Origin of the sequence: Kitasatospora sp. GAS204B (assembly GCF_029892155.1) — a bacterium.
In the GTDB taxonomy this organism is placed as follows: domain Bacteria; phylum Actinomycetota; class Actinomycetes; order Streptomycetales; family Streptomycetaceae; genus Kitasatospora.
Genome location: NZ_JARZAG010000021.1, coordinates 126,532 through 149,779, shown reverse-complemented (window position 1 = coordinate 149,779; position 23,248 = coordinate 126,532). Strand labels below are relative to the sequence as shown.

General features: G+C 70.9%; 19 protein-coding genes. 14 read left to right on the top strand and 5 right to left on the bottom strand.

The features are described 5' to 3' along the window. Nucleotides 1–130: 130 nt before the first annotated feature. Nucleotides 131–2,947 carry an SdrD B-like domain-containing protein gene (locus tag P3T41_RS26215; protein ID WP_280692926.1) on the top strand — a complete coding sequence of 939 codons (2,817 nt, stop codon included), beginning with the start codon at nt 131–133 and terminating at the stop codon, nt 2,945–2,947. A 182-nt stretch (nt 2,948–3,129) separates the two neighbouring features. After that, nucleotides 3,130–4,005 (top strand): hypothetical protein, encoded by an 876-nt coding sequence (locus P3T41_RS26210; protein WP_280692925.1) that lies wholly within the window; start codon nt 3,130–3,132, stop codon nt 4,003–4,005. Between the two features lie 39 nt (nt 4,006–4,044). Here the strand turns inward: P3T41_RS26210 and P3T41_RS26205 are convergent, their stop codons facing one another. Continuing rightward, nucleotides 4,045–5,370 (bottom strand): right-handed parallel beta-helix repeat-containing protein, encoded by a 1,326-nt coding sequence (locus P3T41_RS26205; protein WP_280692923.1) that lies wholly within the window; start codon nt 5,368–5,370, stop codon nt 4,045–4,047. Nucleotides 5,371–5,465: 95 nt separating this feature from the next. On the opposite strand from P3T41_RS26205, the gene P3T41_RS26200 reads away from it, so the two are divergent. Then, a complete protein-coding gene (locus P3T41_RS26200; RefSeq protein WP_280692922.1) occupies nt 5,466–6,677 on the top strand; it encodes a Dyp-type peroxidase in 1,212 nt (403 codons plus the stop codon). 78 nt (nt 6,678–6,755) lie between these two features. After that, nucleotides 6,756–7,130 carry a hypothetical protein gene (locus P3T41_RS26195; RefSeq protein ID WP_280692920.1) on the top strand — a complete coding sequence of 125 codons (375 nt, stop codon included), beginning with the start codon at nt 6,756–6,758 and terminating at the stop codon, nt 7,128–7,130. Between the two features lie 86 nt (nt 7,131–7,216). Here the strand turns inward: P3T41_RS26195 and P3T41_RS26190 are convergent, their stop codons facing one another. The 3 genes from P3T41_RS26190 to P3T41_RS26180 form a co-directional block, all read right to left on the bottom strand. Then, on the bottom strand, nt 7,217–8,821 hold the full coding sequence (locus P3T41_RS26190) for an NAD(P)/FAD-dependent oxidoreductase (protein ID WP_280692918.1): 1,605 nt from the start codon (nt 8,819–8,821) through the stop codon (nt 7,217–7,219). 2 nt (nt 8,822–8,823) lie between these two features. Beyond that, nucleotides 8,824–9,288 carry a cupin domain-containing protein gene (locus tag P3T41_RS26185; protein ID WP_280692916.1) on the bottom strand — a complete coding sequence of 155 codons (465 nt, stop codon included), beginning with the start codon at nt 9,286–9,288 and terminating at the stop codon, nt 8,824–8,826. 125 nt (nt 9,289–9,413) lie between these two features. Next, nucleotides 9,414–10,211, bottom strand: a complete 798-nt coding sequence (locus tag P3T41_RS26180; protein ID WP_280692914.1) for an IclR family transcriptional regulator — start codon at nt 10,209–10,211, stop codon at nt 9,414–9,416. A gap of 81 nt (nt 10,212–10,292) precedes the next feature. Between P3T41_RS26180 and P3T41_RS26175 the strand changes: the two genes are divergently transcribed. The 7 genes from P3T41_RS26175 to dmpG are packed head-to-tail and all read left to right on the top strand — an operon-like array spanning nt 10,293 to nt 16,198. After that, nucleotides 10,293–11,069 (top strand): SDR family oxidoreductase, encoded by a 777-nt coding sequence (locus P3T41_RS26175; RefSeq protein WP_280692958.1) that lies wholly within the window; start codon nt 10,293–10,295, stop codon nt 11,067–11,069. Continuing rightward, nucleotides 11,069–11,620: a cupin domain-containing protein gene (locus P3T41_RS26170; RefSeq protein WP_280692912.1), complete on the top strand. Its 552-nt coding sequence runs from the start codon at nt 11,069–11,071 to the stop codon at nt 11,618–11,620. Before P3T41_RS26175 ends, P3T41_RS26170 begins: the two co-directional genes overlap by 1 nt. Next, nucleotides 11,617–12,498 carry an alpha/beta fold hydrolase gene (locus tag P3T41_RS26165; protein WP_280692910.1) on the top strand — a complete coding sequence of 294 codons (882 nt, stop codon included), beginning with the start codon at nt 11,617–11,619 and terminating at the stop codon, nt 12,496–12,498. Before P3T41_RS26170 ends, P3T41_RS26165 begins: the two co-directional genes overlap by 4 nt. Beyond that, nucleotides 12,495–13,430, top strand: coding sequence for a 2,3-dihydroxyphenylpropionate 1,2-dioxygenase (locus P3T41_RS26160; protein WP_280692909.1), 936 nt, complete (start codon nt 12,495–12,497; stop codon nt 13,428–13,430). Before P3T41_RS26165 ends, P3T41_RS26160 begins: the two co-directional genes overlap by 4 nt. Nucleotide 13,431: 1 nt before the next feature. Continuing rightward, entirely contained in the window at nt 13,432–14,244 is an 813-nt protein-coding gene (locus P3T41_RS26155) for a fumarylacetoacetate hydrolase family protein (RefSeq protein WP_280692907.1), read from the top strand. Then, nucleotides 14,241–15,194, top strand: a complete 954-nt coding sequence (locus P3T41_RS26150) for an acetaldehyde dehydrogenase (acetylating) (RefSeq protein WP_280692905.1) — start codon at nt 14,241–14,243, stop codon at nt 15,192–15,194. The genes P3T41_RS26155 and P3T41_RS26150 overlap by 4 nt, the downstream gene beginning before the upstream one ends. After that, entirely contained in the window at nt 15,191–16,198 is a 1,008-nt protein-coding gene (dmpG, locus tag P3T41_RS26145; RefSeq protein ID WP_280692903.1) for a 4-hydroxy-2-oxovalerate aldolase, read from the top strand. Before P3T41_RS26150 ends, dmpG begins: the two co-directional genes overlap by 4 nt. A gap of 129 nt (nt 16,199–16,327) precedes the next feature. Here the strand turns inward: dmpG and P3T41_RS26140 are convergent, their stop codons facing one another. After that, nucleotides 16,328–18,628 carry a glycoside hydrolase family 3 N-terminal domain-containing protein gene (locus P3T41_RS26140; protein WP_280692901.1) on the bottom strand — a complete coding sequence of 767 codons (2,301 nt, stop codon included), beginning with the start codon at nt 18,626–18,628 and terminating at the stop codon, nt 16,328–16,330. 290 nt (nt 18,629–18,918) lie between these two features. Between P3T41_RS26140 and P3T41_RS26135 the strand changes: the two genes are divergently transcribed. The 3 genes from P3T41_RS26135 to P3T41_RS26125 all read left to right on the top strand — a co-directional run bounded on the left by P3T41_RS26135 (nt 18,919) and on the right by P3T41_RS26125 (nt 23,229). Next, the gene (locus P3T41_RS26135) at nt 18,919–20,796 is read left to right on the top strand and encodes a ricin-type beta-trefoil lectin domain protein (protein WP_280692899.1); all 1,878 of its coding nucleotides are present in this window, start codon (nt 18,919–18,921) and stop codon (nt 20,794–20,796) included. A 194-nt stretch (nt 20,797–20,990) separates the two neighbouring features. After that, on the top strand, nt 20,991–21,212 hold the full coding sequence (locus P3T41_RS26130; protein WP_280692897.1) for a hypothetical protein: 222 nt from the start codon (nt 20,991–20,993) through the stop codon (nt 21,210–21,212). A gap of 586 nt (nt 21,213–21,798) precedes the next feature. Beyond that, nucleotides 21,799–23,229 (top strand): glycoside hydrolase family 15 protein, encoded by a 1,431-nt coding sequence (locus P3T41_RS26125; RefSeq protein WP_280692896.1) that lies wholly within the window; start codon nt 21,799–21,801, stop codon nt 23,227–23,229. The last annotated feature ends 19 nt before the right edge of the window (nt 23,230–23,248 follow it).

Below are 23,248 nucleotides of genomic sequence, written 5' to 3'. Positions count from 1 at the left end.
ATTCGCCATTCCGCCACGATCTTGCCTAAATCCCCCTTAAGCTCGCCAGCAAGGCGGCTCTCTCCGCCATCTCACGTACTCCCTCATGAAGTTGGGCAGCTGCCCCTTGTCTGAACGATGAGAGCAGGGGATGACAGACAGAAGCGAACCAGTAACAGGCAGCGCGCGCGGGCCCGGCCTGCGACGGCCGGGCAGCGTCGGTCTGCGCGCGACGGGCGGCGTCGCAGCGCTCGTCCTCGGACTCGGCAGTTGCTCGCTGGTGTTGGCGCCGTCGGCGTACCCGCAGGCCGGGGACGGCACGGTGACGGTCCGGGTGATCCGGGCCGTGGACACCAGCGGCGCCTGGACACCCGGGCTGGAACCGGGCATCGGCGGTGTCACGGTGACCCTCACCGATGACGCCGGCACCAGCATCGACGCGGTCACGGCGGCCGACGGCACGGTCACCCTGGCCCCGGCGCAGAGCAAGGCCACCGGCGGCAAGTACCGCGTGCAGGTGGTGAATCCGCAGCCGGGCGTGCTGTTCCCGGCCTTCGCCTCAGCGCAGGGCCTGGACGGCGCGCCGACCCAGCTGAGCAGCAACGAGGAGTTCGTCGACCTCTCCGGCAAGAAGAGCGTGTCCTACACCACCGGCCTGTGGAGCCCTGGCGACTACTGCCAGAAGAACGCGCCGCTGGTGACGACCTGTCAGCCCGCCTCGCGCGAAGGCGGATCCCAGCGCACGCTGGTCTCCTTCCCGTACGACACGCGCGGGCAGGACGGCGCCAACGGTGTCAACGTCACCGACATCGCCACCAACGCCGACACCGGGACGCTCTACGGCATCGCCTGGAACAAGGCCGACAAGCGGGTCTTCTCCTCGGCGGTGGCCAAGCGCACCACGGACTACGGTCCGGGCGGGCCCGGCGGCATCTACGTGACCGACATCGCGGCGAAGAAGACCTCGCTCTTCACCGTGGTCCCGAACGCGGGCACGACGGTGCACGGTCCGGGCACCGATGACGCCTTCCTCGCCGTGCCCGGCAAGGAGAGCCTGGGCGGCATCAAGGTCACCGACGACGGGTCCTCCCTGTTCGTCGTCAACCTCGACGATCGCAAGCTCTACGAGTACGACGCCACCGCGGCGACCGCGGCGGCGCCGAAGGCCGCCTTCAGCATCCCGGACCCGGGCTGCCCGGCGGCCGTGGACTGGCGGCCGTTCGGGCTCGGCATGCAGGACGGCGCCGGCTACGTCGGCGGTGTCTGCTCCGGCGAGTCCACCGGCAAGACCTCCGACATGCGCGTGGTGGTCATGCCGTTCGACCTCGCCACCGGGGCCTTCGGCAAGCCGGTGCTGGACCAGCCGCTGGACTACCCCCGGCAGTCCACGGTCGGTTCGGGCGCGTGCGACGGCGGCACGGGGTGGTGGCCCTGGACCAACACCTGGCCGACCTCGCAGAACGGCCAGGCCTGCACGAGCTACCTGGCCCAGCCGGAACCGGAGTTGGGCGAGATCGGCTTCGAGACCGACGGCTCGATGCTGCTGGCCTTCCGCGACCGGTTCGCCGACCGCGCGCCGGCCGGCCCCACCCCGGGGACCCCCGGCCTGGTGCTGTCGGGTGGCGACCTGAACAAGGCCTGCCCAGCGGGCGGGACGTACGTGATGGACACCAACGGCGGCTGCGGGCTCTCCCCCCGGGGCACCCGGTTCTTCGACAACAGCCGGTTGGGTGCCCACCACAACGCCGCCTTCGCGGGGATGGCGCTCTCCAAGGTGGAGGACACCATCGCGGTCTCCAGCTTCGACCCCAACAGCACGGCCTTCGGGACCGGCACCGCCTTCGTCGGACGGGACGGCAAGCAGCACCCGCCGGACGGGCTGCGGCTCAACCCCGCGGGCGTCAACTCCGCGTTCGGCAAGGGCGCCTCGATGGGCGACCTGGAGGTGCTCTGCGACCAGGCGCCGCTGCAGATCGGCAACCGTGTCTGGTACGACCCGCAGCGCACCGGCATCCAGGACCCGGGCCAGCTGCCGGTGGCCGGGGCGACGATCCACCTGTACGACGGATCGGGCAAGTTGGTCGGCACGACGAAGACGACGGCGCGGGGTGAGTACTACTTCGACGACTCCGACGTCAGCGGCGGGCTCAAGCCGAAGACCGACTACACCATCAAGCTCGACGACCCGGCCGACTACGCCAAGGGCGGTCCGCTCTACGAGTGGGTGCCGACCGACGCGAACGTCGGGATCAACCACTTCATCGACTCCAAGGGGACCGTGCCGCCGGGTACGGCCTACCCCGTGAAGGCGCTGACCACCGGTGGGCCCGGCGAGAACAACCACACCTACGACTTCGGCTTCCGCCAGCAGGAGGGCGTGCTGCGCGTGGTCAAGCACGACCAGGACGGCAACCCGCTGGCCGGAGCCCGGTTCCAACTGTGGGAGGAGAGCAACGGCATCGACGGCCTGCAGACCGGCGGGTCGAAGCCGGACACCAAGGTGGGTGACGTCTGCGCCACCGGGGCCGACGGCATCTGCCAGGGCAGCGGCACGGTCGGAACGTACTACTGGCAGGAGGTCAGCCCGCCCGCGGGCTACACCGCGCCGGACTCGACGGTCTTCGGGCCGCTGGTCCTGACTGCCGACAACCTCACCACCGGGGTCTCGGTGACGGCGGTCAACCAGAAGATCGTCACGCCGACGCCGACGCCGACCCCCACGCCGACGCCCACGCCGACGCCGACGCCGACGCCGGGCCAGTCCCCGACGCCCACGCCGACGCCCGGCCCGACCACGCCGGCACCGGTCGTGCCCGGCCCGGGCTCCCCGCCCGGCTCGCACCTGGCCTTCACCGGCATGGACGAGCTGGTTCCGCTGGCCCTGGTCGGTGGCGCCGCGTTCACCGCGGTCGGCGCGACGATGCTCGTGCTGACGCGCAGGCGCAAGGCCTCGGCACAGCGCGGCTAGGGCCGCGGCCCCGCGAGGGGCGGCCGGCACCGGTGATCCCGGGGCCGGATCGGGCGGGGTCGCCGGGTCACCGGCCGGCGAACCCGCCCGACTCCATGACCGCCCGACTGCATGACCGATAGCCCGTGCAACCGATCGGCCGGGACCCGACCACTCCCCCAGCGATGAGAGAAGACGACCGCATGGCTCGTAAGACCGAGACCGCCGGCCTCGCGCCGCGCCAGGACGGCCCCGCGCCACGCCGGACCCGTTGGTCGCACCGGACCCGCTGGTTCAGGGCCTTGATCGCGCTCGCCGTGTGCGGCACCGCAGTGGGCGGCGTGGCCGCCTACCGGAGCCTGTCCGGCGGCAGCGGCGAGCGGCCGGTGACGATGGACGAGGCCTCCCGCCTGGCGCTGTCGCGACTGAACGTGTACCAGGCCAGCCCCGTGGCGGTGACCCTGACCGCCGCCGAGGGTGGCGGCGTGGTGCTGCGGGTCAGCGGGGTGGTGGACTACCGGACGCACCACGGCGTCGGGAGCTACCAGACCACCGGGGCCGGGTTCACCGGGTCGTCCGGCACGTCAGGCGCCACCGCCGCTCCGCAGCTCGACCAAGGCCTGATCGTCTGGGACAGCGACGGCCTCGGCCTGGCCCCCGCGCTGGACGGCACCCCACCCTGGCAGCAGGCCGAGCACATCCCCCGCTCGGGCTGGTCGCCGCGCTCCTACACCACCGATCCGCTGGACGCCGGGCTACAACTGCTGATCGGGCTCGGCGCGGACCGGCCCGACAACCCGCTGCTGCTCGCCCAGTCCGGCGCCCGCTGGCTGGGCCGCGACCGGATCGACGGCCGCGACTACGACGAGATCTCCGGCCCTCGGGCCACCGGCACCACCCCGGGCAGCGGCCCCGACGGTGGGAAGTCGCCGCTGACCTACTGGGTGGACGGCAACGGCGGCCTGCGCAGGGTCACCATGCGAATGCCGGGCCTGGGCACCCCGACCACCCTGGAGTTCACCGGGCACGACGCCAACGCCAAGCTCCCGGAGGCGCCCTGGGACACGGGCACCGGCTGAGACCCGAATCCCATGGCGCACCGCGGATCCGACTACGCGTCAGTGCGCGGCCGGCACCGCACCGGAGTCCGTGGGCAGCGGGTACGCGTCCGGATCGACGGTCCCCGGCAACCCGGTCGCCGGAACGGCCGCGGCCGTCGGGTCGGGCATCGACGGCTGCGCGGGCGGCGCCGGCACCTGGCTGAACGGAACACCGGACGGTGCCTGCACCGAGGCCGCCCGACCGCTCGGCAGGCTGCCCCGCCCGCTCGCCCCGCTGCTCGCCCCGTTCGCCCCGCAGCCCGCCAGGCCCTCCAGTCCGGCCGGGCTCTGGGTCGCCGGCTGGTTGCCGCTGAAGCAGTTGCTGGGGTCCGCGGCGGCCAGCACCAGGTCCTCGCCGTTGCCGGTGACCCGGTTGCCGGTGACCTGGTCACCGCTCGCCGGGTGCCCGGGCGGGTCGGTGATGATCACCCCGACCGCCGTGTTGCCCTGGACCAGGTTGCGCTGCACGCGGTCCCCGGTGCCCCCGCCGATGCCGATCCCGATCCCGAAGCCGCCGTCCGCCTGCTCGGGCGTGTCGGTGGCGTTGTCGTCGCTGATCACGTTGCCCGCGAGCACCGCGCCGTGCTGCGGGGCGAGCGCCTCCTGGTCGTTGGAGTTGACGGTGACACCGACCCGGTTGCCGGTGACCAGGTTGCCCAGCACCGAGACGCCCTCGGAGGCGTTGGTGATCTCGATGCCGACCGCGTTGTGCGCCATGGTGTTCCCACGGACCAGGGTGTCGCAGGGCCGGCACTGGCCGACGTAGATGCCCGAGTCGGCCTGCCCGGAGGCGTAGGAGTCCTCGATCACACCGCCGTGCGCGTCGAACGCGTAGATGCCGTACAGGCCGTTGTCGTACGTGGTCACCCTGGTCGCCCGGAAGCCCTGGACGGCGGGGAAGCGGGAGGTGTCCAGCGGGTCGTACGCCGAGCCGCCGGCCCCGCGCTGCTGCAGCTTCTGGTCGGTGACGCCGGTGAACAGCACGCCGTTGGCGAGGTAGTCGCGCACGGTGAGGTTCTCCACCACCGAGCCCGCGCCGGTCGCGGTGATGCCGTTGACCAGTCGCACGCCGCCGTCGAAGACCACCGCGTTGCGGTCCGTGCCGCGCAGCACCACGTCGGGCTTGGTGACCTGCACGCTCTCCCGGTACACACCAGGGCCGATCAGCACCGTGTCCCCCGAACGGGCGACGTCCACCGCCTGCTGCACCGTGTGGAAGTCCTGCGGCACCCGCAGCACCGTCCCGGCCGGGTGCTTCGCGTCGGCGGACGCCGAACCCGGGGAAGAGCACCCGGTGGCCGCCAGCGCCACCGCCGCGACCAGCACCGATAGGCGCACCGCCACCGCCCGAGGACCCGGCGGTCGGACCTGATGGAGACTCAACACAGGTTGGACAGACAGCATTTGCATGAAGGTGTTCTATCGTCTGCAATAGCCGCATGCCCACCGAACCGGAAAAGGCCCAGGATCCCGTCCACCCGGTCAGCGCCGGATTCGGGCGGCGCGGAGCCCTGCTCGCTGCCGGTGCGGTGCTCGCCGCCGGATTCGGCGTGGCGGCCGACGACCTGGTCAGGAACGACCAGACGGACGCCCACAAGCGCGCCCCGGCCGCGCCGCCCGAGGCCGTGCCCCCCTTCTACGGGCCCCGGCAGGCCGGCGTGACGGCGCCCCAGCAGCCGGCCACCCAACTGCTCGCCCTCGACCTCCCGCAGACTTCCGCCGCCGCCGACCGCCAGACCCTGCGCACCGTCCTCGACGCGCTGACCCGCGCCCTCGCCGCAGCGGCTTCCGACGCCCCGTCAGATGTCCGGCTCCAGGGCGTCGGCACCACCCGGCTCACCTCGCTGGTCGGCGTCGGCCCGGACCTTGCCACCCGGCTCGGCCTCAACGTCCCCGCCGCGCTCGCCGAACTGCCGCCCTTCCCCGGCGACCAGCTGGACCAGGCCCGCGGCGGCGGCGACCTGCTGCTCCAGCTGTGCGCCGCCGACCGCTGGACGCTCACCGTGGTCGCCGAACTCGCCTCCAGCGCCGCCCGGTCCGCCGGCGCCACCCCGCGCTGGAGCCAGTCCGGCTTCCTCCCCGTCACCGCCCCGGGAACCACCCCGCGCAACCTGTTCGGCTTCAAGGACGGCACCTCCAACCCCGGTCCGGCGCAGGACGAGCAGTTCGTCTGGGGGCCGCCCGGCGCGCACCAGAACGGCACGGTGCTGGTCTACCGCCGGATCCGGATGGACGTGGCCGGCTTCGCGGCCCTGCCCGCGGACCAGCGCGACCGGGCGATCGGCCGCCGCGAGAGCGACGGCGTCCCACTCACCGGCACCGCCGAACACGACGACCCGGACATCTACGCCAAGAACCCCGACGGCTCCTACGTGATCCCCGCCAACGCCCACGTCCGGCTCACCAGCCCGCGCCTCGACGGCGGTGCCCGGATGCTCCGGCGCAGCTACAGCTACGACGACGGCCCGACCGACCGCGGCCTGCTGTTCTGCGCCTTCATGCGCGACCCCGCGCAGTTCATCCGGGTCCAGGACCGCCTGGCCACCCGCGACGCCCTCACCCCGTTCCTGCAGCACCAGGCCTCGGCCGTGGTCTACGTGCCGCCCGGCGCGGCCGCCGGAGGCAGCCTCGGCGAGCAGCTCTGGGTGTAGGGCCTGTACGGCGGATAATGGCCCAGGCCACGGACCGGCCACGCCGGCGGCACCGGCCGATGGAGAGGAAGAGGACAGATGACCTTGAAGGAAGGCCAGCGCGTCAGGTTGGCCGAGGACCTCGGGATCGGCGAGGCAGTCGCCGGGGAACCGGGGGCCGTCGTCGGCTTCCTCTCGCTGGGAGCCGGGATCGAGGGCACCGTCGAGCGGGTGGACGGAGAACTCCCGGAGAGCCATGAGGTTCGCGAGTACCAGCGGCTCAAAGCGCTGTTCGAGGACTTCGGGCACACCATGCCCGCCGCGAGCCGCACGCGACTGGAGGCGGAGATCGCCGCGCTGGAGCCACAATGGGCCGCGTACCAGGAGCAGGGCAACCGGATGACCCTCCAGGTCCGGCTGGACAACGGCTTCGTCCTCGGCCGAGCGCACCAGGACATCCTGACCCCGCTGTGAGCAAGGACGTCCCGGCGAAGGGGCGGCAGCCCCCACGCAGGCCAAGAGGAGCCCGTCCCTTAAAGCCGCCGTCCAAGCCCGCGACCCTAGTCACGGGCCGTGCGCTGCGGCCGTGCAGGGGCGCCGGCCGCCTCGCCGATGGCATGGGGCAGGTGAGGCGGCGTCGAGCCGGGGGTCTCCGGGGTGGGGGTGGCGCCGGGGTCGGTCGTGGCGGTTGGGAGCTTGCGCAGCAGGGCCGGGGTGAGGTGGCGGTACGCCGCTGGGTTGATCGGGTTGAGCCAGTGCGAGGCGCGCATCAGGACGTTGATGTTGAGACCGAGGTCGCCCAGCACCTCGTCGACGTTGTGCATCGAGAAGGGAATGATCTTCGTGCCCTTGCAGTGGTGCCCGTCGGTCGCGGTGTCCAGGAACGCCAACTGGTCGACGACCGCCTGGCGCACCTCCTCCGTGCTCGGCAGCGGTATCGCTCGCGCGATCGCCGCCGCGATCCACAGGGCCGCCATCTCGGCGTTGAGCGGACTGAAGAACGAGGAGTTGTAGCCGTTGAAGTACAGCCCGGGGATGTCCGGGGGCATGATCTGGCGGTAGAGCATGAAGTTCCCACGCTCGTCCAGCAACCCCTCCTGTACCTCCGCGGGGAGGAACGGTACGGCCTGGGTGAAGCCGGTCGCGCACACGACGAGGTCGGCCGGGAGCGTCGTTCCGTCCGCGAGCTGGGCGAACGGCCTGCCGTCCCGGGCGAGCAGTCGGGTGATCGTCTGGTCCCGGCGCACCCCGATGCGGCCGTCGGCGACCGCTTCGAAGAAGCCTTCGGTCGCGAGCCCGATGGCGCCTCGGACGATGCCCTCCATGCTGCCGCGGGGGACCAGGGCCAGTCGCCGGAGGCCGAACTGACGCACCGAGACGGAGCCGACGGAGTCGAGCATCCTGCGGCGCAGGCCGTTGCCCGGGCCGTGCAGGAACTTCTCGAACCCGCGCAGCCGCAGATAGCGGAAGAGTGCTTCGCCCATGCGGGTCAGCAGCAGCATCTTGAAGTTGAGGAAGCCGCCGATCCTGCGTGGCACTTTCCACAGCAGCTGCCGCGCGATCACCTCGGTGCTCTCGGCCGCCTCGCTGATCGCCACGGCGACGTCGCAGGCGGACTTTCCGTAGCCCACGACCAGGACGCGTCTGCCCTGGGCGTCCTGGGCGTCGTGGAACTCGGTGGCCGCGCACAACCGCCCGCCCGCTGCGGTGAATTCCTCCACGCCCGGGTACGAAGGGATGGCCGGTTCGCAGAACACGCCGTTCGCCACGACGAGTTGGTCGAATTCCTCGGTGGAGTGCGTGCCCGCGCCGTCGGTCGTCTCGATCGTCCAACCGCTGCCGACGCCGTCCGGGCGCGCGGCGCTCACCTCGGTGTTCAGCCGCAGCGTGCTGTCGAGACCGAACGCCGTGGCGTAGGCGGCCAGGTATGCCTGGACCTGCTCCCCGCTGGGCCACTCGGGGAACTCCTTGGGCATCGGGAAGTCCGAGAGCGAGTACTGGACCCCCGGGCTCTGGGTCGTCAGTCCCGGATAGCGTCGTGTCCGGCTCCACACACCCCCGACGTCGGGCGTCCGGTCGAACACCTGGACCGTGTGCCCGGCCTGGGTGAGCACCTTCGCAGTGGCGAGACCGGCGACGCCGGCGCCGATGATGGCGATCCGCATGGTCAGCCCACCTCGGGCGGGAGTTGGAGCTGGATGCCGAACTCGGCCATGATCTTCTTCATCAGCGAGACGTCCTTCGGACCCGGGGGCATGTCCGCCAGCGCCTGGTAGTACTTCTCCAGGCCTGCCGGCGAGACCACGGAGATGACCCGCGACTCCTCGCCGTACGGGTTGCGGAACGCGTGCACGACGTCACGCGGCAAGTAGAGGTAGTCGCCGTGCTCCAGCACGAACTCCTCGTCGCCGAGGCGGACATCGAGCCGCCCGGCCAGGCAGATGAAGGACTCGTCCTCGCGGGTGTGCAGGTGCGGAGGAGGGCCGTCGACCCCGGCCGGAATCGTGTACTCGAACATCGAGTAGGCGTCGCGGGTGGACGCGCCGTCCGTCTTCATCGTGATGCCGAGCCCGATCGCTGCGATCGCGTGTCCCTCACGCGAGGGCAGCAGGTAGCCACCACCGAGAGTCATCGTCGTCTCCTCAGATCACCGCACCGACAAGTCGTCGGTACGCCAGCGGTCACAGCATTCGGTGTCGCGAGCTCGCGGCGCAAGCACATGTCCCGCTCACTGAGACCGTGCGTGTTCGGTCCTCCTCAGCGACGCTGCGAGTAGGCCCTGGAGGCGGCCGCCGCGGCGAGCCGGACCGCGGGCCCGATCCGGTCCGCGCGCACCAGGCCGGTGGGGCCGGTCACCGACAGGGCCGCGACCACCTCGCCGAGCGGTCCGAAGACCGGGGCGCCCAGGCAGCTCACGCCGATGTTGCCCTCCTCGCGTTCGATCGCCCAGCCCCGGGACGGGATCGCGGTCAGCTCGCGCAGGATCGCGACCGGACTGGTGAGGGTGCGCGGCGTCCTGGCGGGCAGGTCGGCGGCGAGGACCGCCTCGACGGTCCCGGTGTCGCTGTAGGCGAGGATGGCACGGCCCAGGGCCGAGCAGTAGGCCGGGACCCTGCCGCCGACTTGGGAGAGCATCGGCATGGGCCGGTGCCCGGTGATCTTCTCGACGACCAGGACCTGTGTTCCGTCGAGCACGCCGAGCTGCACCGTCGTCTTCGTCGCGTTGTACAGGTCGTGTAGGAACGGCAGTACGGACTCGCGCAGTTCGTGCCGGATCGGTGCCAGGCCGGAGAGCTCGAAGAGGCGGTTGCCGATGCGGTACCGGTCCTTGGGCTTGTCCAGCCAGCCGAGGCGGATCATCCGCTCGGCGGTGCGGTGCGTGGTCGAGCGCGGCAGGCCGCACCGGGACACCAGGGCCGCGAGGGTCAACTCCCGGTGCTCGGCGTCGAAAGCGCCCAGGATCGCCGCCGCGCGGTCCAGCCCGCCGAGGCTGCCCTTGTCGCTGCCCTTGTCGCTGCCGGTGTCACAGCTGGTGTCCCGCTCAGCGGGACTCATCGTTGGCTCCGGAGTCCATGGGGGCCAGGCTAGACCCGTCGCGGACCACCACGCGAGGCCCGGAACCATACGGAGGCAGACATCAGCAAGCGAACCGCTCTCGTCGGCGGCGGCAGTTCGGGCATCGGGTACGCCGCGGCCGAGCACCTGGCGCGCTCGGGACACCGGGTGGTCGTCACCGGCCGCCGAGCCGAACCGCTCCGAGCAGCCGCGTCCGCTCTGCGGGAGAGCACCGGATCCGTGGTCGAGGCGCTGGTCAACGACGTGTCAGAGCCGGACGGCGCCGCGGCGGCGGTCACCTGGGTCGAGGAGCGCCACGGCCCGCTCGATGTCCTGGTGCTCAACGCGGGCGGACCGCCGCCCGGCCGGATCCTGGACGTCGGCGACGACCAGTGGCAGCGGGCGTACGAACTTCTGCTGCTCGGCCCCCTGCGGCTGGCACGACTGGTGCTGCCCCGGATGGCCGCGCGGGGCTTCGGCCGCGTCCTGTTCGTGACCTCCTCGGCCGTGCGCCAGCCACAGCCCGACCTCGCGACCTCCGTCGTGCTCAGATCCGCGGTCACCGCGGCGGCCAAGCTTCTCTCCCGGGAGTTCGCGGCCCAGGGCGTGACGGTCAACTGCGTGGCACCCGGTGCGACCGCCACCGAGCGCCGCAGGCAGATCCTGGACAACCGCGCCCGGCTGGACGGCAGGAGCTACGCCGAGCTGGACGCCGCGGATGCCGCGGCCGTTCCGGCCGGCCGGGCCGGGCGTCCCGAGGAGATCGCGGCGGTGGTGGCGTTCCTGGCCTCCGAAGCCGCAGGCTACGTCAACGGCACAGTACTCACGGTAGACGGCGGACGAACGGAGACCATCTGATGGCGCAATCCGGACAGGACTTCTCCATGGCCGAGTTCCTCGGCGCGATATCCGACACCGTGCGGCCCAGCAGCGCTCGCCCGATCGTGGTGACAGCAGCAGAGTTGGAGACCCTCCCGGCAGGGCAGGTGCACAACCCGACCACGTTGTCCATCGCTGGCAAGCTGCCGACCGCCACGTTCGAGATCTTCCGGCAGACGATCCCGCCGGGCCTCAGCTCCGACATGCAGCGCCACCACCACGAGACCGTCCACTTCGTCATCTCGGGCGAGGGCCACAGCGAGGTCGAGGACGAGACCTGCTCCTGGTCCGCCGGCGACTTCGTCTACACCCCGCCGTGGACCTGGCACCGCCACTACAACGACTCCACCGAGCACCCGGTGGAGTTCCTGACCATCGAGAACTCGCGCCTGCTCGGCCTGTTGGGGGTCGGCCGGCGCCAGAGCGCCGGCCTGGCGACCATCAAGGAGGCCCGCGACCGCTTCCGCGAGGACGCACGGCAGGACCACCCGCAGCCCGAGGGGCCGGCAGCTGAGGAGAACCCGGTATGAGCGACCTGCCCGCGCACATCAGCATCTGGGGCGAGCTCGCGGACGTCGACCACGAGCTGCGCCACGTCGACGTCGGCGGGGTCCGCACCCGCGTCCTGCGGGCCGGGTCGTCCGGCCCGGACCTGGTCCTGCTGCACGGCACCGGCGGACACCTCGAGGCCTATGCCCGCGATGTCGCCGGTCTGGCCGAGGACTTCCGCGTCACCGTCTACGACATGGTCGGCCACGGCTGGTCCGACCTGCCCGACCGGCCCTACACCACCGACGTGCTGTCCGACCACCTGGTCGGGCTGATGGACGCCCTGGACATCGACGCCGCGCACCTGTCGGGCGAGTCGCTCGGCGGCTGGGTGGCCGCCTGGACGGCGGCACACCACCCGGACCGGGTGAACCGACTGGTGCTCAACACCCCGGGGAACATCGCCGACAAGCCCGAGGTCATGGTCCGGTTGCGGGAGAGCACCATGGCCGCCGTCCTGGACCCCAGCGACGAGGTCGTCCGCCGCCGCGTCGAATTCCTGTTCCACCACAAGGAGATGGTGACCGACGAACTGGTCGGCCTGCGCCGCGCGGTCTACAGCCGCCCCGGCTTCGTCCAGGCCATCACCAACACACTCGTCCTGCAGGATCCCGAGGTGCGCAAGGACTTCGCCTGGGACCCGGCCTGGGTCGGCAGGATCGACGCGCCCACGCTGCTGCTGTGGACCGACCACGACCCGACCGGTGGCCTCGACGAGGCCGCGCTGCTCCTGAAGTGGCTGCCCCGCGCCCGCCTGCACGTGATCGAGGACGCCGGCCACTGGCCGCAGTGGGAGAAGCCCGAGGAGTACCTGCGCGTCCACCGGGACTTCCTGCTCGCCGAGGTGGGACCGGCATGAGCGAGATCATCGGCCTGATCGGCATGTCCCACTCCCCGTTCGCCACCATGACGCCGCCACACGGGCCCGAGGAACCGGGCGGCCGGTTCATGGCCGACGCCGCCAGGGTCGCCCGGGCCGTCTCCCGGCTGGCCCCGGACGCCGTCGTCGTCATCGGCCCCGACCACTTCCACGCGAACTTCTACGACGCCATGCCGCCGTTCGTCCTCGGCGTCGAACAGGCCTCCGGCTTCGGCGACTTCGGCAGCAGGTCCGGTCCGCTGCCGGTCGCCACCGAGCTGGCCTGGTCGGTCCGCGACGCGCTGGCCCAGGCCGGATTCGACCTGTCGCTCTCCTACGCGCTGACCGCCGACCACGGCCTGGTGCAGAGCTACGACATGGTCTGCGGCACGGCGGGCATCCCGCTCGTGCCGCTGGTCGTCAACACCGCGGCACCGCCGCTGCCGAGCATGGAGCGCTGCGTCGAGCTGGGCAAGGCCCTCGGCGAAGCCCTGCGCGCGTCGCAGTTCGCCGGGCGGGTCCTGGTCATCGCCAGCGGCGGGCTGTCGCACTGGCTGCCCCCGAACGATCCGCGCGACCCCTCGGTGCCCGACGAGCGGCGCACAGCGGTGATCCACGGGCGCCAGGACCCACACGCGTATGACGCGGTGCGCGTGCCCAGGATCCGCGCGATGGGCGGCGATCCCAACGCCCACGTCAACCGCCTCTGGGACACCTGGTTCCTCAAGCAGCTCGGCACCGCCGACCCGGGACCGATCGTCGCACTGGGCGACCCCGGTCTCGAAGAACAGGCCGGCAGCGGCGGACACGAGATCAGGACCTGGCTGATCGGACTGGCCGCCGTGGCCCGACCACTGGTCTGGACCAGCTATGAGCCGGTTCCGCAATGGATCACCGGCATGGGCATCGGCACGACCTTCGAGGTGAACTGACATGTCGCCGGCTTCCAGAACACTCGACGCAGGCACCGCCGAGGCGCTGCGGCAGCTCACCGAAGCCCGGGCCCGGCACCGACCCCAGCCTCCGGTGCGCGACCTGCTGCCCGCCGGCGACATCGACGCGGCCTACGCGGTCCAGGCGGCGTGGGTCGAGCGGTGCGAGGCAGCCGGAGCCCGGGTCGTCGGCCGCAAGATCGGCCTGACCAACCCGGCGGTGCACGCCCAACTGGGCGTTGACCAGCCCGACTTCGGCGTGCTCCTCGACAGCATGGAAAGCCCGGACGGCGCGCCCGTCGACATCAACCGGACGCTGCAACCCAGGATCGAGGCCGAGATCGCCTTCGTCCTGGCGCGGGACCTGACCGGCGCGACCATCGGGGAGGCCGAGGTCGCCGCCGCCACCGCCTTCGTCGTGGCGGCGCTGGAGATCGTCGACAGCCGGATCGCCGACTGGGACATCAGCATCGTGGACACCGTGGCGGACAACGCCTCCGCGGGGCTGTTCGTCCTCGGCGCGCACGGCCAGGAACTCGGCACCCTCGACCTGGCCGACTGCGCCATGACGATGTGGCGCGGGCAGCAGGTCGTCTCGCAGGGGTCCGGCGCGGCCTGCCTGGGCAACCCCCTGACCGCCGTCGCCTGGCTGGCCAGGACCGCACACCACTACGGCCGGCCGCTGCGAGCTGGGGAGATCGTGCTCTCCGGTGCGCTGGGCCCGGTGGTGCCCGTCGCTCCCGGCGACGGCTTCCGCGCCGAGATCAGCGGCATCGGCGAGGTCAGCGCGACCTTCACGGAGGCACCGGAATGAACCCGACCGCACAGACCAGGGCCAAGGCCGCCGTGATCGGCTCGGGCAACATCGGCACCGACCTGATGGTCAAAATGCTGCGGCTGAGCGAGCACTTGGAGATCGTGGCGCTGGTCGGCATCGACCCCGGGTCCGACGGTCTGGCCCGGGCCGCACGCCTCGGCGTGCCGACCACCGCAGCGGGCGTCGCGGGGCTCATCGCCATGCCCGGCTTCGACGAGATCCAGGTCGTCTTCGACGCCACTTCGGCCAAGGCCCACCAGGCCAACGCCCGCGCCCTAGAACCGCACGCCAAGCGGCTGATCGACCTCACCCCGGCAGCACTCGGCCCGTTCGTCGTCCCGGCGGTGAACCTGGAGAGCCACCTGGACGCGCCGGACGTCAACATGGTCACCTGCGGCGGCCAGGCCACGATCCCGGTGGTGGCGGCGATCGCACAGGTGGCACCCGTGCCGTACGCGGAGATCGTCGCCTCGATCGCCTCACGATCCGCCGGGCCCGGCACCCGCGCCAACATCGACGAGTTCACCGAGACCACGGCCGCCGCCATCGAATCGGTCGGCGGCGCGCGGCGCGGCAAGGCGATCATCGTACTCAACCCGGCCGAGCCACCGCTGATCATGCGCGACACCGTCCTGTGCCTCGTCGACGCCCCCGAGCCGGACGTCCGCGACCGGATCGCCACGTCGGTCGAGCACATGGTCGCGCAGGTCGCGGCGTACGTCCCCGGCTACCGGCTCAAGCAGCCGGTACAGATCACACCCCTCGCCGACCACCCGCACACGCTCATCGGTGCGAGCCCGGCAACCCATCAGGTCAGCGTCCTGCTCGAAGTGGAGGGCGCGGGCCACTACCTCCCCCCGTACGCGGGCAACCTCGACATCATGACCTCGGCCGCCCTGCGCGTCGGCGAACGGATCGCAGCACGCCTGTTGGAGGCGAAGGTATGACCAAGCGGCTGTTCATCCAGGACGTCACCCTGCGGGACGGCATGCACGCCGTCCGCCATCGCCTCCCGCCCGGGACAGCGGCCCGGATCGCGGCCGCACTCGACGCGGCCGGCGTCGACGCGATCGAAGTGGCGCACGGCGACGGGCTCGCCGGCACAAGCCTCAACTACGGCCCCGGAAGCAACACCGACTGGGAATGGATCGAGGCCGTCGCCGCGAACCTCACCCATGCCCGGCTGACCACACTCCTGCTGCCCGGCATCGGCACCGTCAAGGAGCTCAAGCGCGCGTTCCGACTCGGCGTGCGCTCGGTGCGGGTCGCCACCCACTGCACGGAGGCGGACGTCGCCGCGCAGCACATCGCCACCGCGCGCGAGCTGGGCATGGACGTGTCGGGATTCCTGATGATGAGCCACCTGGCTCCGGCCCCCGAACTCGCGCGGCAGGCCGCACTGATGCAGTCCTACGGAGCGCACTGCGTCTACGTCACCGACTCGGCCGGCCACCTCACCATGAACGGAGTGCGCGAGCGGGTCCGCGCCTACCGCGAAGTCCTCGACCCCGCCACCGAGATCGGCATCCACGCACACGAGAACCTCTCCCTGTCGGTCGCCAACTCGCTCACCGCAGCCGAGGCCGGGGCCACCCGCGTCGACGCCTCACTGGCCGGACACGGCGCGGGGGCGGGCAACTGCCCCATCGAAGCCTTCATCGCCGTCGCGACCCTCGAAGGCTGGGAACACGGCTGCGACCTGCACGCCCTCCAGGACGCCGCCGACGACCTCGTCCGCCCCCTGCACGACCGGCCGGTCAGGGTGGATCGCGAAACCCTCACCCTCGGCTACGCCGGCGTCTACTCCAGCTTCCTGCGCCACGCCGAGACCCTGTCCCGCACCCACGGTGTCGACGCCCGCACCCTTCTCCTGGAGGCCGGCCGGCGCGGCCTCGTGGGCGGCCAGGAGGACATGCTCGTCGACATCGCCCTCGGGCAACCGACGAGATGACCACGCCGAAGTCCCGGGCGGGTTCGGCAAGGCTCGGCTGCGAAGAGAGCGTCCCCCCGCGAAGCCCGATGCCCCCCACGACGGCGGGGCATCGGGCTCCGGGGTGGTGCGGACCTCGTTGACTGGGCGTCAGTTGACGGTGAACGCCGTGCCGGTGGTGCTGTCGCCGGCGAGCAGCGTGTACTGGCCCGGCTCCACCGTCGGGCTGCCCGATCCGTCGACGTCGCCCTCGGTGTGGGCGAGTCGGGAGAGCGGGACGTCGAGGTGGACGGTGGTGTGGGCGCCCGCCGCCAGGTTCACCCGGGTGAAGCCGACGAGCCACTTGGCGGGGGTGAGCACCCGGCTCACCGGCTGGGACACGTACAGCGGGACGACGAGGTCACCGGCCTCGGCGCCGGTGTTGGACACCGGGATGCTGACGTGCACGGTGCCCTCGGCCGGGGTGCTGGTGCGGTCGGGTGTGGCTGCACCGATCTGCCAGTCGGTGTAGGACAGGCCCGCGCCGAAGGGGAACAACGGGCTGTATCCGGAGTCCGTACCGCCGTTGGTGCCCGGCAGTTGGGTGTAGAACTCGGGCTCGTTGCCGATCGCCTTGGGCCAGGACACCGACAGGCGGCCGCTGGGGTTCGCCTTGCCGTAGAGGATGTCGGCGACCGCGTTCCCGCCCTCGGTGCCGGGCAGCCAGGCCATCAGCAGGCCGGCGGTGTTCGCGGCGCTGCCCAGGACCAGCGGGCGGTCGGCGATGACCACCACCACGACGGGCTTGCCGGTGGCCTGGAGCGCCGCGACCTGCGCCTGCTGGGCCGGGTCGAGGGTCGGGTCGGGGTGATCGTTGGGCCCCTCGGCGCCGGGGGTGTCGCCGACGACCACGACGGCTGCGTCCGCGGACCGCAGGTCGGTCACGGCGGCGGCCTGGTCAGCCTGGTAGTCGATGGCGGTGCCCGCTGGAGCTCCCTTGCGCAGGCCGGCCAGGACCGTGGTGCCGGGGACGGTGACCCCGTTCGGCACGCCCTGCCAGCCGATGGACCAGCCGCCGAGCTGGTTGTTCAGGTTGTCCGCCGAAGGGCCGGTGACCACGATCTTGTGGACCGAGGCGCCGAAGGGGAGCACGTTGTTCTGGTTGCGCAGCAGCACCGAGGACTCGGTGGCCGCCGTACGGGCCAGGCCCAGGTCGGCGCCGTTGACGATCCCGTCGGCCTTGGACGCGTCCACGTAAGGGTGCTCGAAGAGACCGAGCTTGAACTTCATGGTGAGGATGCGGGAGACGGCCTGGTCGATGCGCTGCCGGGAGATCAGGCCGCGCTGGACGGCGGTGAGCGCCGAGGCGGTGAAGTCGGCGGCGTTGGTCGGTTCCATCGCCATGTCGACGCCCGCGTTGACCGCCTTGGCGATGGCCTGCGGGTAGTCGGCGGCGATGTGGTAGGAGGTCTGCAGGTTGCGGATGTCGCTCCAGTCGCTGACCACGACGCCGTCGAAGTGGTACTGGTCGCGCAGCACGGTGGTGAGCAGGTAGTGCGAGGAGGTCACCGGCACGCCGTTGACCGCACCCGAGTCGGCCATGACGCTCAATGCTCCCGCCGACAGCGCCTGTTGGTAGGCCGGCAGGATGGTGTCCTGCAGATAGCGGGCCGAGTAGTCGGCGGGCACGCGGTCGTGGCCGTTCAGCGGCTGGGAGTACCCGGCGAAGTGCTTGACCGTCGCGGCGAGCTGGGTGCCGCTGGAGGCGTCCTGCAGGCCGTTGACCGCGGCGGCGGCCATGGTGCCGGTGAGCAGCGGGTCTTCGGAGAACGCCTCGTAGTAGCGGCCCCAACGCTGGTCCCGGGCGATCTCGGCAACCGGTCCGAAGGCCCAGTTGATGCCGGTGGCGGCAACGGCACGCTGGGTGGACTGCTCGACGCCGCGTTCCAGGGCGGGGTCCCAGCTGGAGCCCATGCCGATCTGCTGCGGGAACATGGTCGCGCCGAGCACGTTGTTGTGTCCGTGGACGGCGTCGATGCCGTAGAGGATCGGGATGTGCAGGCGGGAGTTGGTGATGGCGTAGCTCTGGAGCTGGTTGGTCAGGTCCGCCCAGTCCTTGGGGCTGTTGGTGGCCGGTGGCATGCCTCCACCGGAGAGGATGGACCCGGCCGCGTTGTCGACCAGGACGTTGTGCAGGCAGGCCTGGTTGAGCGCGCCGCCGCTCCACTGGCAGTTGCCCTGCACGGTGACCAGGGCCAACTGGTCCATCTGGCCGATCTTCTCGTTGAGCGTCATCCGGTGCAGCAGGTCGGCGACCCGGCTCGGGATCGAGGCGGTGGCGTCGAGGTAGGCGGGTGTGCGAGCGGCGGCGGCCGGGGCGGGTGCGGCCCCCAAGCCGCTCAGGGTGGCGGCGGTGACCACGGCCAGGACCAGACCGGTGACACGACGTGGGATTCTCCGCGCAGGGCGCATGGGACCATCCGTTCGTAGCCGAGGTGCTGAGTGGGCGTCACGACAGGAACTGGAGAGGGAGTTAACTCCCGTGGCGCACGAGCGTCAATGAGTTGAACGGGAAATTCTGCCCAAAAACCTGAATGGGGGACCACTGGAGCTTCTGCGTTCACTATTTGAAGGACAGTCACCATCCCCGGACCGTGCCGACGCTCTTGACGGCACTTCGGGGCCCGAGTTTAATCACGTCGCGAACTAAGTGGTCTGTACCAGTCCCCCCAGTTCCCCCAGCCGAGAGGCAGCACTCCCCCATGCGCTTGCCGACCTTCTCCCTACCCCGACGCGCGCTCTGCGCCGGCCTGGCAGGCATGCTGGCTGCCGCCGGGCTCGCGCTGGCCGCCCCGCCGCCCGCCCAGGCCGCCGACGAACCGGTGAACATCTGGCTCACCAGCACCAGCGACTCCGGCGGACGGACCGTCACCCGCGGTCTGCAACAACAGAGTCCGATCGCCTTCACCGCCGGCACCGGCACCGGCGGCCAGACCATCTCCGTGGACGAGAACACCCGCTACCAGCAGTTCACCGGCGCCGGCGCCTCGTTCACCGACACCGCGGCCTGGCTGCTGAACAGCAGCGGTGCGCTCAGTTCGGCCACCCGCACCCAGGTGATGCAGAACCTCTTCGATCCGAACGCCGGGATCGGCCTGGACTTCCTGCGCAACCCGATGGGCGCCTCCGACCTGGCCCGCTACAGCTACACCTACGACGACCTGCCGGCCGGCCAGACCGATCCCGGTCTGAACAGCTTCTCGATCGCCCATGACCTGGTCGACGTGCTGCCGCTCACCCAGCAGGCGCAGCAGCTCAACCCGGCGCTCAAGGTGATGGCCACCCCCTGGACCGCCCCGCCCTGGATGAAGGACAGCGGCGCCTACAGCCAAGGCTGGTTGCAGTCGCAGTACTACGCCGCGTACGCCCAGTACTTCGTGAAGTACCTCCAGGCCTACCAGGCGAACGGCGTGCACGTCGACTACGTCTCCGCGCAGAACGAGCCGACCTGCTGCTCCGGCTACCCCTCGATGCAGTGGAACGGCTCGGGCCTGCAGTACTTCATCGGCACCGACCTGCTACCCGCCCTGCATGCGGCCGGGCTCAGCACCAAGGTGCTCGCCCTGGACTGGAACTGGGACCAGTACGCGAGTTTCGCGGCCCCCACGGTGGACGACGCGACGATCCGCAACGACTCGCTCTTCGGCGGGATGGCCTGGCACGGCTACGGCGGCGACGTCACCGAGCAGACCACCGTGCACAACCAGTACCCGACAGTGGACGCCTTCGACACCGAGCACTCCGGTGGCACCTGGATCGCGAACCAGCAGCAGGAGGACATGCACAACATCATCGACTACACCCGGAACTGGGGAAGGTCGGTGGTCAAGTGGTCGCTCGCGGTGGACCAGAACATGGGCCCGCACAACGGCGGTTGCGGCACCTGCACCGGCCTGGTGACGGTGCACAACGGCGACTCGCGCAGCGGCCAGGTGGACTACACCGTGGAGTACTACGACCTGGGCCAGCTCACCAAGTTCGTCAAGCCCGGCGCCTATCGGATCGACTCCACCGCCAACTCCTCGGTGCCGAACGTGGCCTGGCTCAACCCGGACGGCTCCAAGGCCCTGGTGGCCTACAACGACAGCGGCTCCACCCAGAACGTCCGGGTCAACTGGGGCGGTGAGTCGTTCAGTTACGACCTCCCGGCGCAGACCACGGCCACCTTCAGCTGGGCCGGCAGCCAATCCAGCGGCGCCACCGGGCAGATCACCGGCTACGGCGGCAAGTGTGCGGACGTGGCCGGCGCCAACACCGCCAACGGCACCGCCATCCAGCTCTACGACTGCAACGGCACCGCCGCCCAGCAGTGGACCCTTCCCGGCGACGGCACGGTCCGCGCCCTCGGCAAGTGCCTGGACGTCACCGCCGCCGGCACCGCCAACGGCACCCGGACCCAGCTGTACGACTGCAACGGGACCGGCGCCCAGCAGTGGACCAGGGGTGCCAACCAGTCCCTGGTCAACCAGGCCTCCGGTCGCTGCCTGGACGCCACCGGGCCCAGTTCCGCCAACGGCACCCGACTGCAGATCTGGGACTGCACCGGAGCCGCCAACCAACAGTGGACGCTGCCGAGTTGATCCGACGTCCACTCACCTGAACCGGCCGGCTGGAGCACTGTTCGGCTCCAGCCGGCCGTACCACGAGTACGGCCGGAGGGTGTGGCCCTGGCCGGCCGATCAGCCGCCGGGGGTGACGGCGGCGCGGGGCGGGGTGGCCTGGGGATCGGGAGCGGAGTTGGGAGGTGTGCCGGTCCCGGGAGAGAATGAGGCCCATGAACGAGAACACCCCCGAAGCACCCACCTCGGCCATCGAGAGACGCGACCAGCTCCTTCAGGCGATGCGGCAGGACGGCGGTGCCTGGGACTGGGTACGCGCCCGCGCAAGCTATGTGGTCGAGCCGGACCCGCGCACCGTGCGGCGGGACCTGGAGCAGCTGCGCAAGTCGGGCGCGATCTACCGCGACCGGGAGACGGGCAAGTACCAGGCCGGTTAGGACGACCGTGAGCCCACGGGTTCCGGAAAAGTGCTGGTTGAGATTCGTCTCGACCAGCACTTTTTGCTTTCCCGGTCAGCCCGTCGGGGGTGAGGCAGTGGAATGATCCCAATGAGAAACAGAACGGGGGACGATGCCCATGCGCACCATCAGGATTCGATGCGCAATTGTGCAACAGTGGGCTGCACCCGATCACTCCAGCCTCGTACGCAACATTCGATTTTCCTCTTGCGACACCTGACGAGCTGGCTGTAGTTTTTCGTCGCGGGAAGCACGGGTGCCGCCGAACGACGTGATCGTCGTATCCGCATCGCGCGCCTCCCGAGAAAATAAGGGGGCGGGGGCAGGGGGATGCATTCCTTATTGACACGATTCCGGGAAAGACGTCGCCGCGGGCACTCGATTCAGCGTGTCATCGCAGGCGTGCCGGCGTTGTTGCGCGCCGCTCTCCTCACCGAATCCCCAGGACCCGTAAGGCCGCCAGGGCGCGGCGTCCACGGCCCGCTGGGGCAAGCGTTGCGATCCGCGCGACCGGGGCGCCGATCGGATCCGACAAGTCCACTCGCAGGATGACGGGGGTTCAGCAATGACCGAGTCCAGCACCACGCCCGACATGCCCGCCCGCACGAACCGACCCGCCGGCACCTCCCGAGCCCGGACGAACGTCCAGCGGACCATTGATCCGGGGGCGTTCGATCTGCCGTCGCTGGTGCCAATCATGTACACGTACATGTTCCGGAACATCGCCAGTGACGGATTCGTCTTCAGCGATCCGCAGTCGCCGGGCGACATTTCCCGGGACTCGAAGCCGGGCTGCATCATCGCCGCCCCGTCCTTCCCGGCCGACACCCCCGGCATCGACGAGGACTACGTCTTCAACTGGGTGCGCGACGGGGCCATCACGGCCATGGAGGTGGCCAAAGCCGGCATGCCCACCCGCCCGGGTGGGACGGTGCAGACGCTCAACGACTACGTGCAGTTCGCCGACCTCTGCCACTCCAACGCCCAGCCGCCGTTGACCAAGGGTCACGCCTGCTTCAACATCGCCGGCGACGCCCGCCCGTGGACCGAGCAGAACGACGGTCCGGCCCTGCAGTCGATCACCATCCTGGCCGCCTACGACCAGCTCGATCTCGACACCCGCAAGCGGGCGCTCGACCTGGTGAACGCGAACGTGGCCTACCTCCTCGGCGTCTACGAGGACGCCACCACGAACCTGTGGGAGGAGCACAGCGGGTTCAGCTTCTTCGCCCGGTCCGCCCAGCTGCGCTGCTTCGAGGAGATCCAGGCCTCGACCATCGTCGGGATCGACAAGCCGGTCGGGCTGCGGCCCGCCATCGACTGGCTGCGCCAGGCCCTGGCAGGCCACTGGGACGGGAGCAAGTACGTGAGCATGATGGCCGACCCCGGTAGTGGGGCCCAGCCGTCTCCCCAGAACCCGGTGGTCAGCGGTTACGACCCGAACATCGACATCGTCCAGTCGGCCGTCTACGGCGCCGTTCCCGTCATCGACACCAAGCTGCTGGCCACGGCGGCCCAACTGCGCTCGCAGTGGGAGGAGGGCGGCATCGCCTTCTACCCGGTCAACAAGGCGGACAAGGAAGAGTTCGGCATCGGGCCGCTGTTCGGCCGCTACCCGGGCGACGTCTACGACGGTGACACCTCGCACCCGGTGCTCGGCGGTCACCCCTGGGCCCTCTCCACGTGCAACGTCGCCGAGCTGCACTACAAGCTGGCAGCCGAGATCAAGGCGAGCGGCAAGGTACCCCTGGACGACCTGTCCGCACCCTTCTTCGCGCAGTCCGGCATCGATGCGTCGACGGCCCCGGCGGCAGCCGCCGCCGCCTTGGCAGCGACCGGTGACGCCATGGTGCGCGCTGTCGTCTACCACAGTGACAACTTGGAGCTCTCCGAGCAGTTCGACGGCACCACCGGCTTCGAGCGCAGTGTTCACAACCTGACGTGGAGCTTCGCCGCCTACCTGTCCGCCATGCGAGCCCGGGCCGAGGCCGTGTGACCCCGCGGACAGCAGAGGA

What these genes read in the sequence shown, in the direction of transcription:
- P3T41_RS26150 (WP_280692905.1), top strand. Translation starts at nt 14,241, where the DNA reads ATGAACCCGACCGCACAGACCAGGGCCAAGGCCGCCGTGATCGGCTCG.
- P3T41_RS26170 (WP_280692912.1), top strand. Translation starts at nt 11,069, where the DNA reads ATGGCGCAATCCGGACAGGACTTCTCCATGGCCGAGTTCCTCGGCGCG.
- P3T41_RS26215 (WP_280692926.1), top strand. Translation starts at nt 131, where the DNA reads ATGACAGACAGAAGCGAACCAGTAACAGGCAGCGCGCGCGGGCCCGGC.
- P3T41_RS26200 (WP_280692922.1), top strand. Translation starts at nt 5,466, where the DNA reads ATGCCCACCGAACCGGAAAAGGCCCAGGATCCCGTCCACCCGGTCAGC.
- P3T41_RS26135 (WP_280692899.1), top strand. Translation starts at nt 18,919, where the DNA reads ATGCGCTTGCCGACCTTCTCCCTACCCCGACGCGCGCTCTGCGCCGGC.
- P3T41_RS26180 (WP_280692914.1), bottom strand. Translation starts at nt 10,211, where the DNA reads ATGAGTCCCGCTGAGCGGGACACCAGCTGTGACACCGGCAGCGACAAG.
- P3T41_RS26155 (WP_280692907.1), top strand. Translation starts at nt 13,432, where the DNA reads ATGTCGCCGGCTTCCAGAACACTCGACGCAGGCACCGCCGAGGCGCTG.
- P3T41_RS26210 (WP_280692925.1), top strand. Translation starts at nt 3,130, where the DNA reads ATGGCTCGTAAGACCGAGACCGCCGGCCTCGCGCCGCGCCAGGACGGC.
- P3T41_RS26190 (WP_280692918.1), bottom strand. Translation starts at nt 8,821, where the DNA reads ATGCGGATCGCCATCATCGGCGCCGGCGTCGCCGGTCTCGCCACTGCG.
- P3T41_RS26160 (WP_280692909.1), top strand. Translation starts at nt 12,495, where the DNA reads ATGAGCGAGATCATCGGCCTGATCGGCATGTCCCACTCCCCGTTCGCC.
- P3T41_RS26195 (WP_280692920.1), top strand. Translation starts at nt 6,756, where the DNA reads ATGACCTTGAAGGAAGGCCAGCGCGTCAGGTTGGCCGAGGACCTCGGG.
- P3T41_RS26140 (WP_280692901.1), bottom strand. Translation starts at nt 18,628, where the DNA reads ATGCGCCCTGCGCGGAGAATCCCACGTCGTGTCACCGGTCTGGTCCTG.
- P3T41_RS26185 (WP_280692916.1), bottom strand. Translation starts at nt 9,288, where the DNA reads ATGACTCTCGGTGGTGGCTACCTGCTGCCCTCGCGTGAGGGACACGCG.
- dmpG (WP_280692903.1), top strand. Translation starts at nt 15,191, where the DNA reads ATGACCAAGCGGCTGTTCATCCAGGACGTCACCCTGCGGGACGGCATG.
- P3T41_RS26125 (WP_280692896.1), top strand. Translation starts at nt 21,799, where the DNA reads ATGACCGAGTCCAGCACCACGCCCGACATGCCCGCCCGCACGAACCGA.
- P3T41_RS26130 (WP_280692897.1), top strand. Translation starts at nt 20,991, where the DNA reads ATGAACGAGAACACCCCCGAAGCACCCACCTCGGCCATCGAGAGACGC.
- P3T41_RS26165 (WP_280692910.1), top strand. Translation starts at nt 11,617, where the DNA reads ATGAGCGACCTGCCCGCGCACATCAGCATCTGGGGCGAGCTCGCGGAC.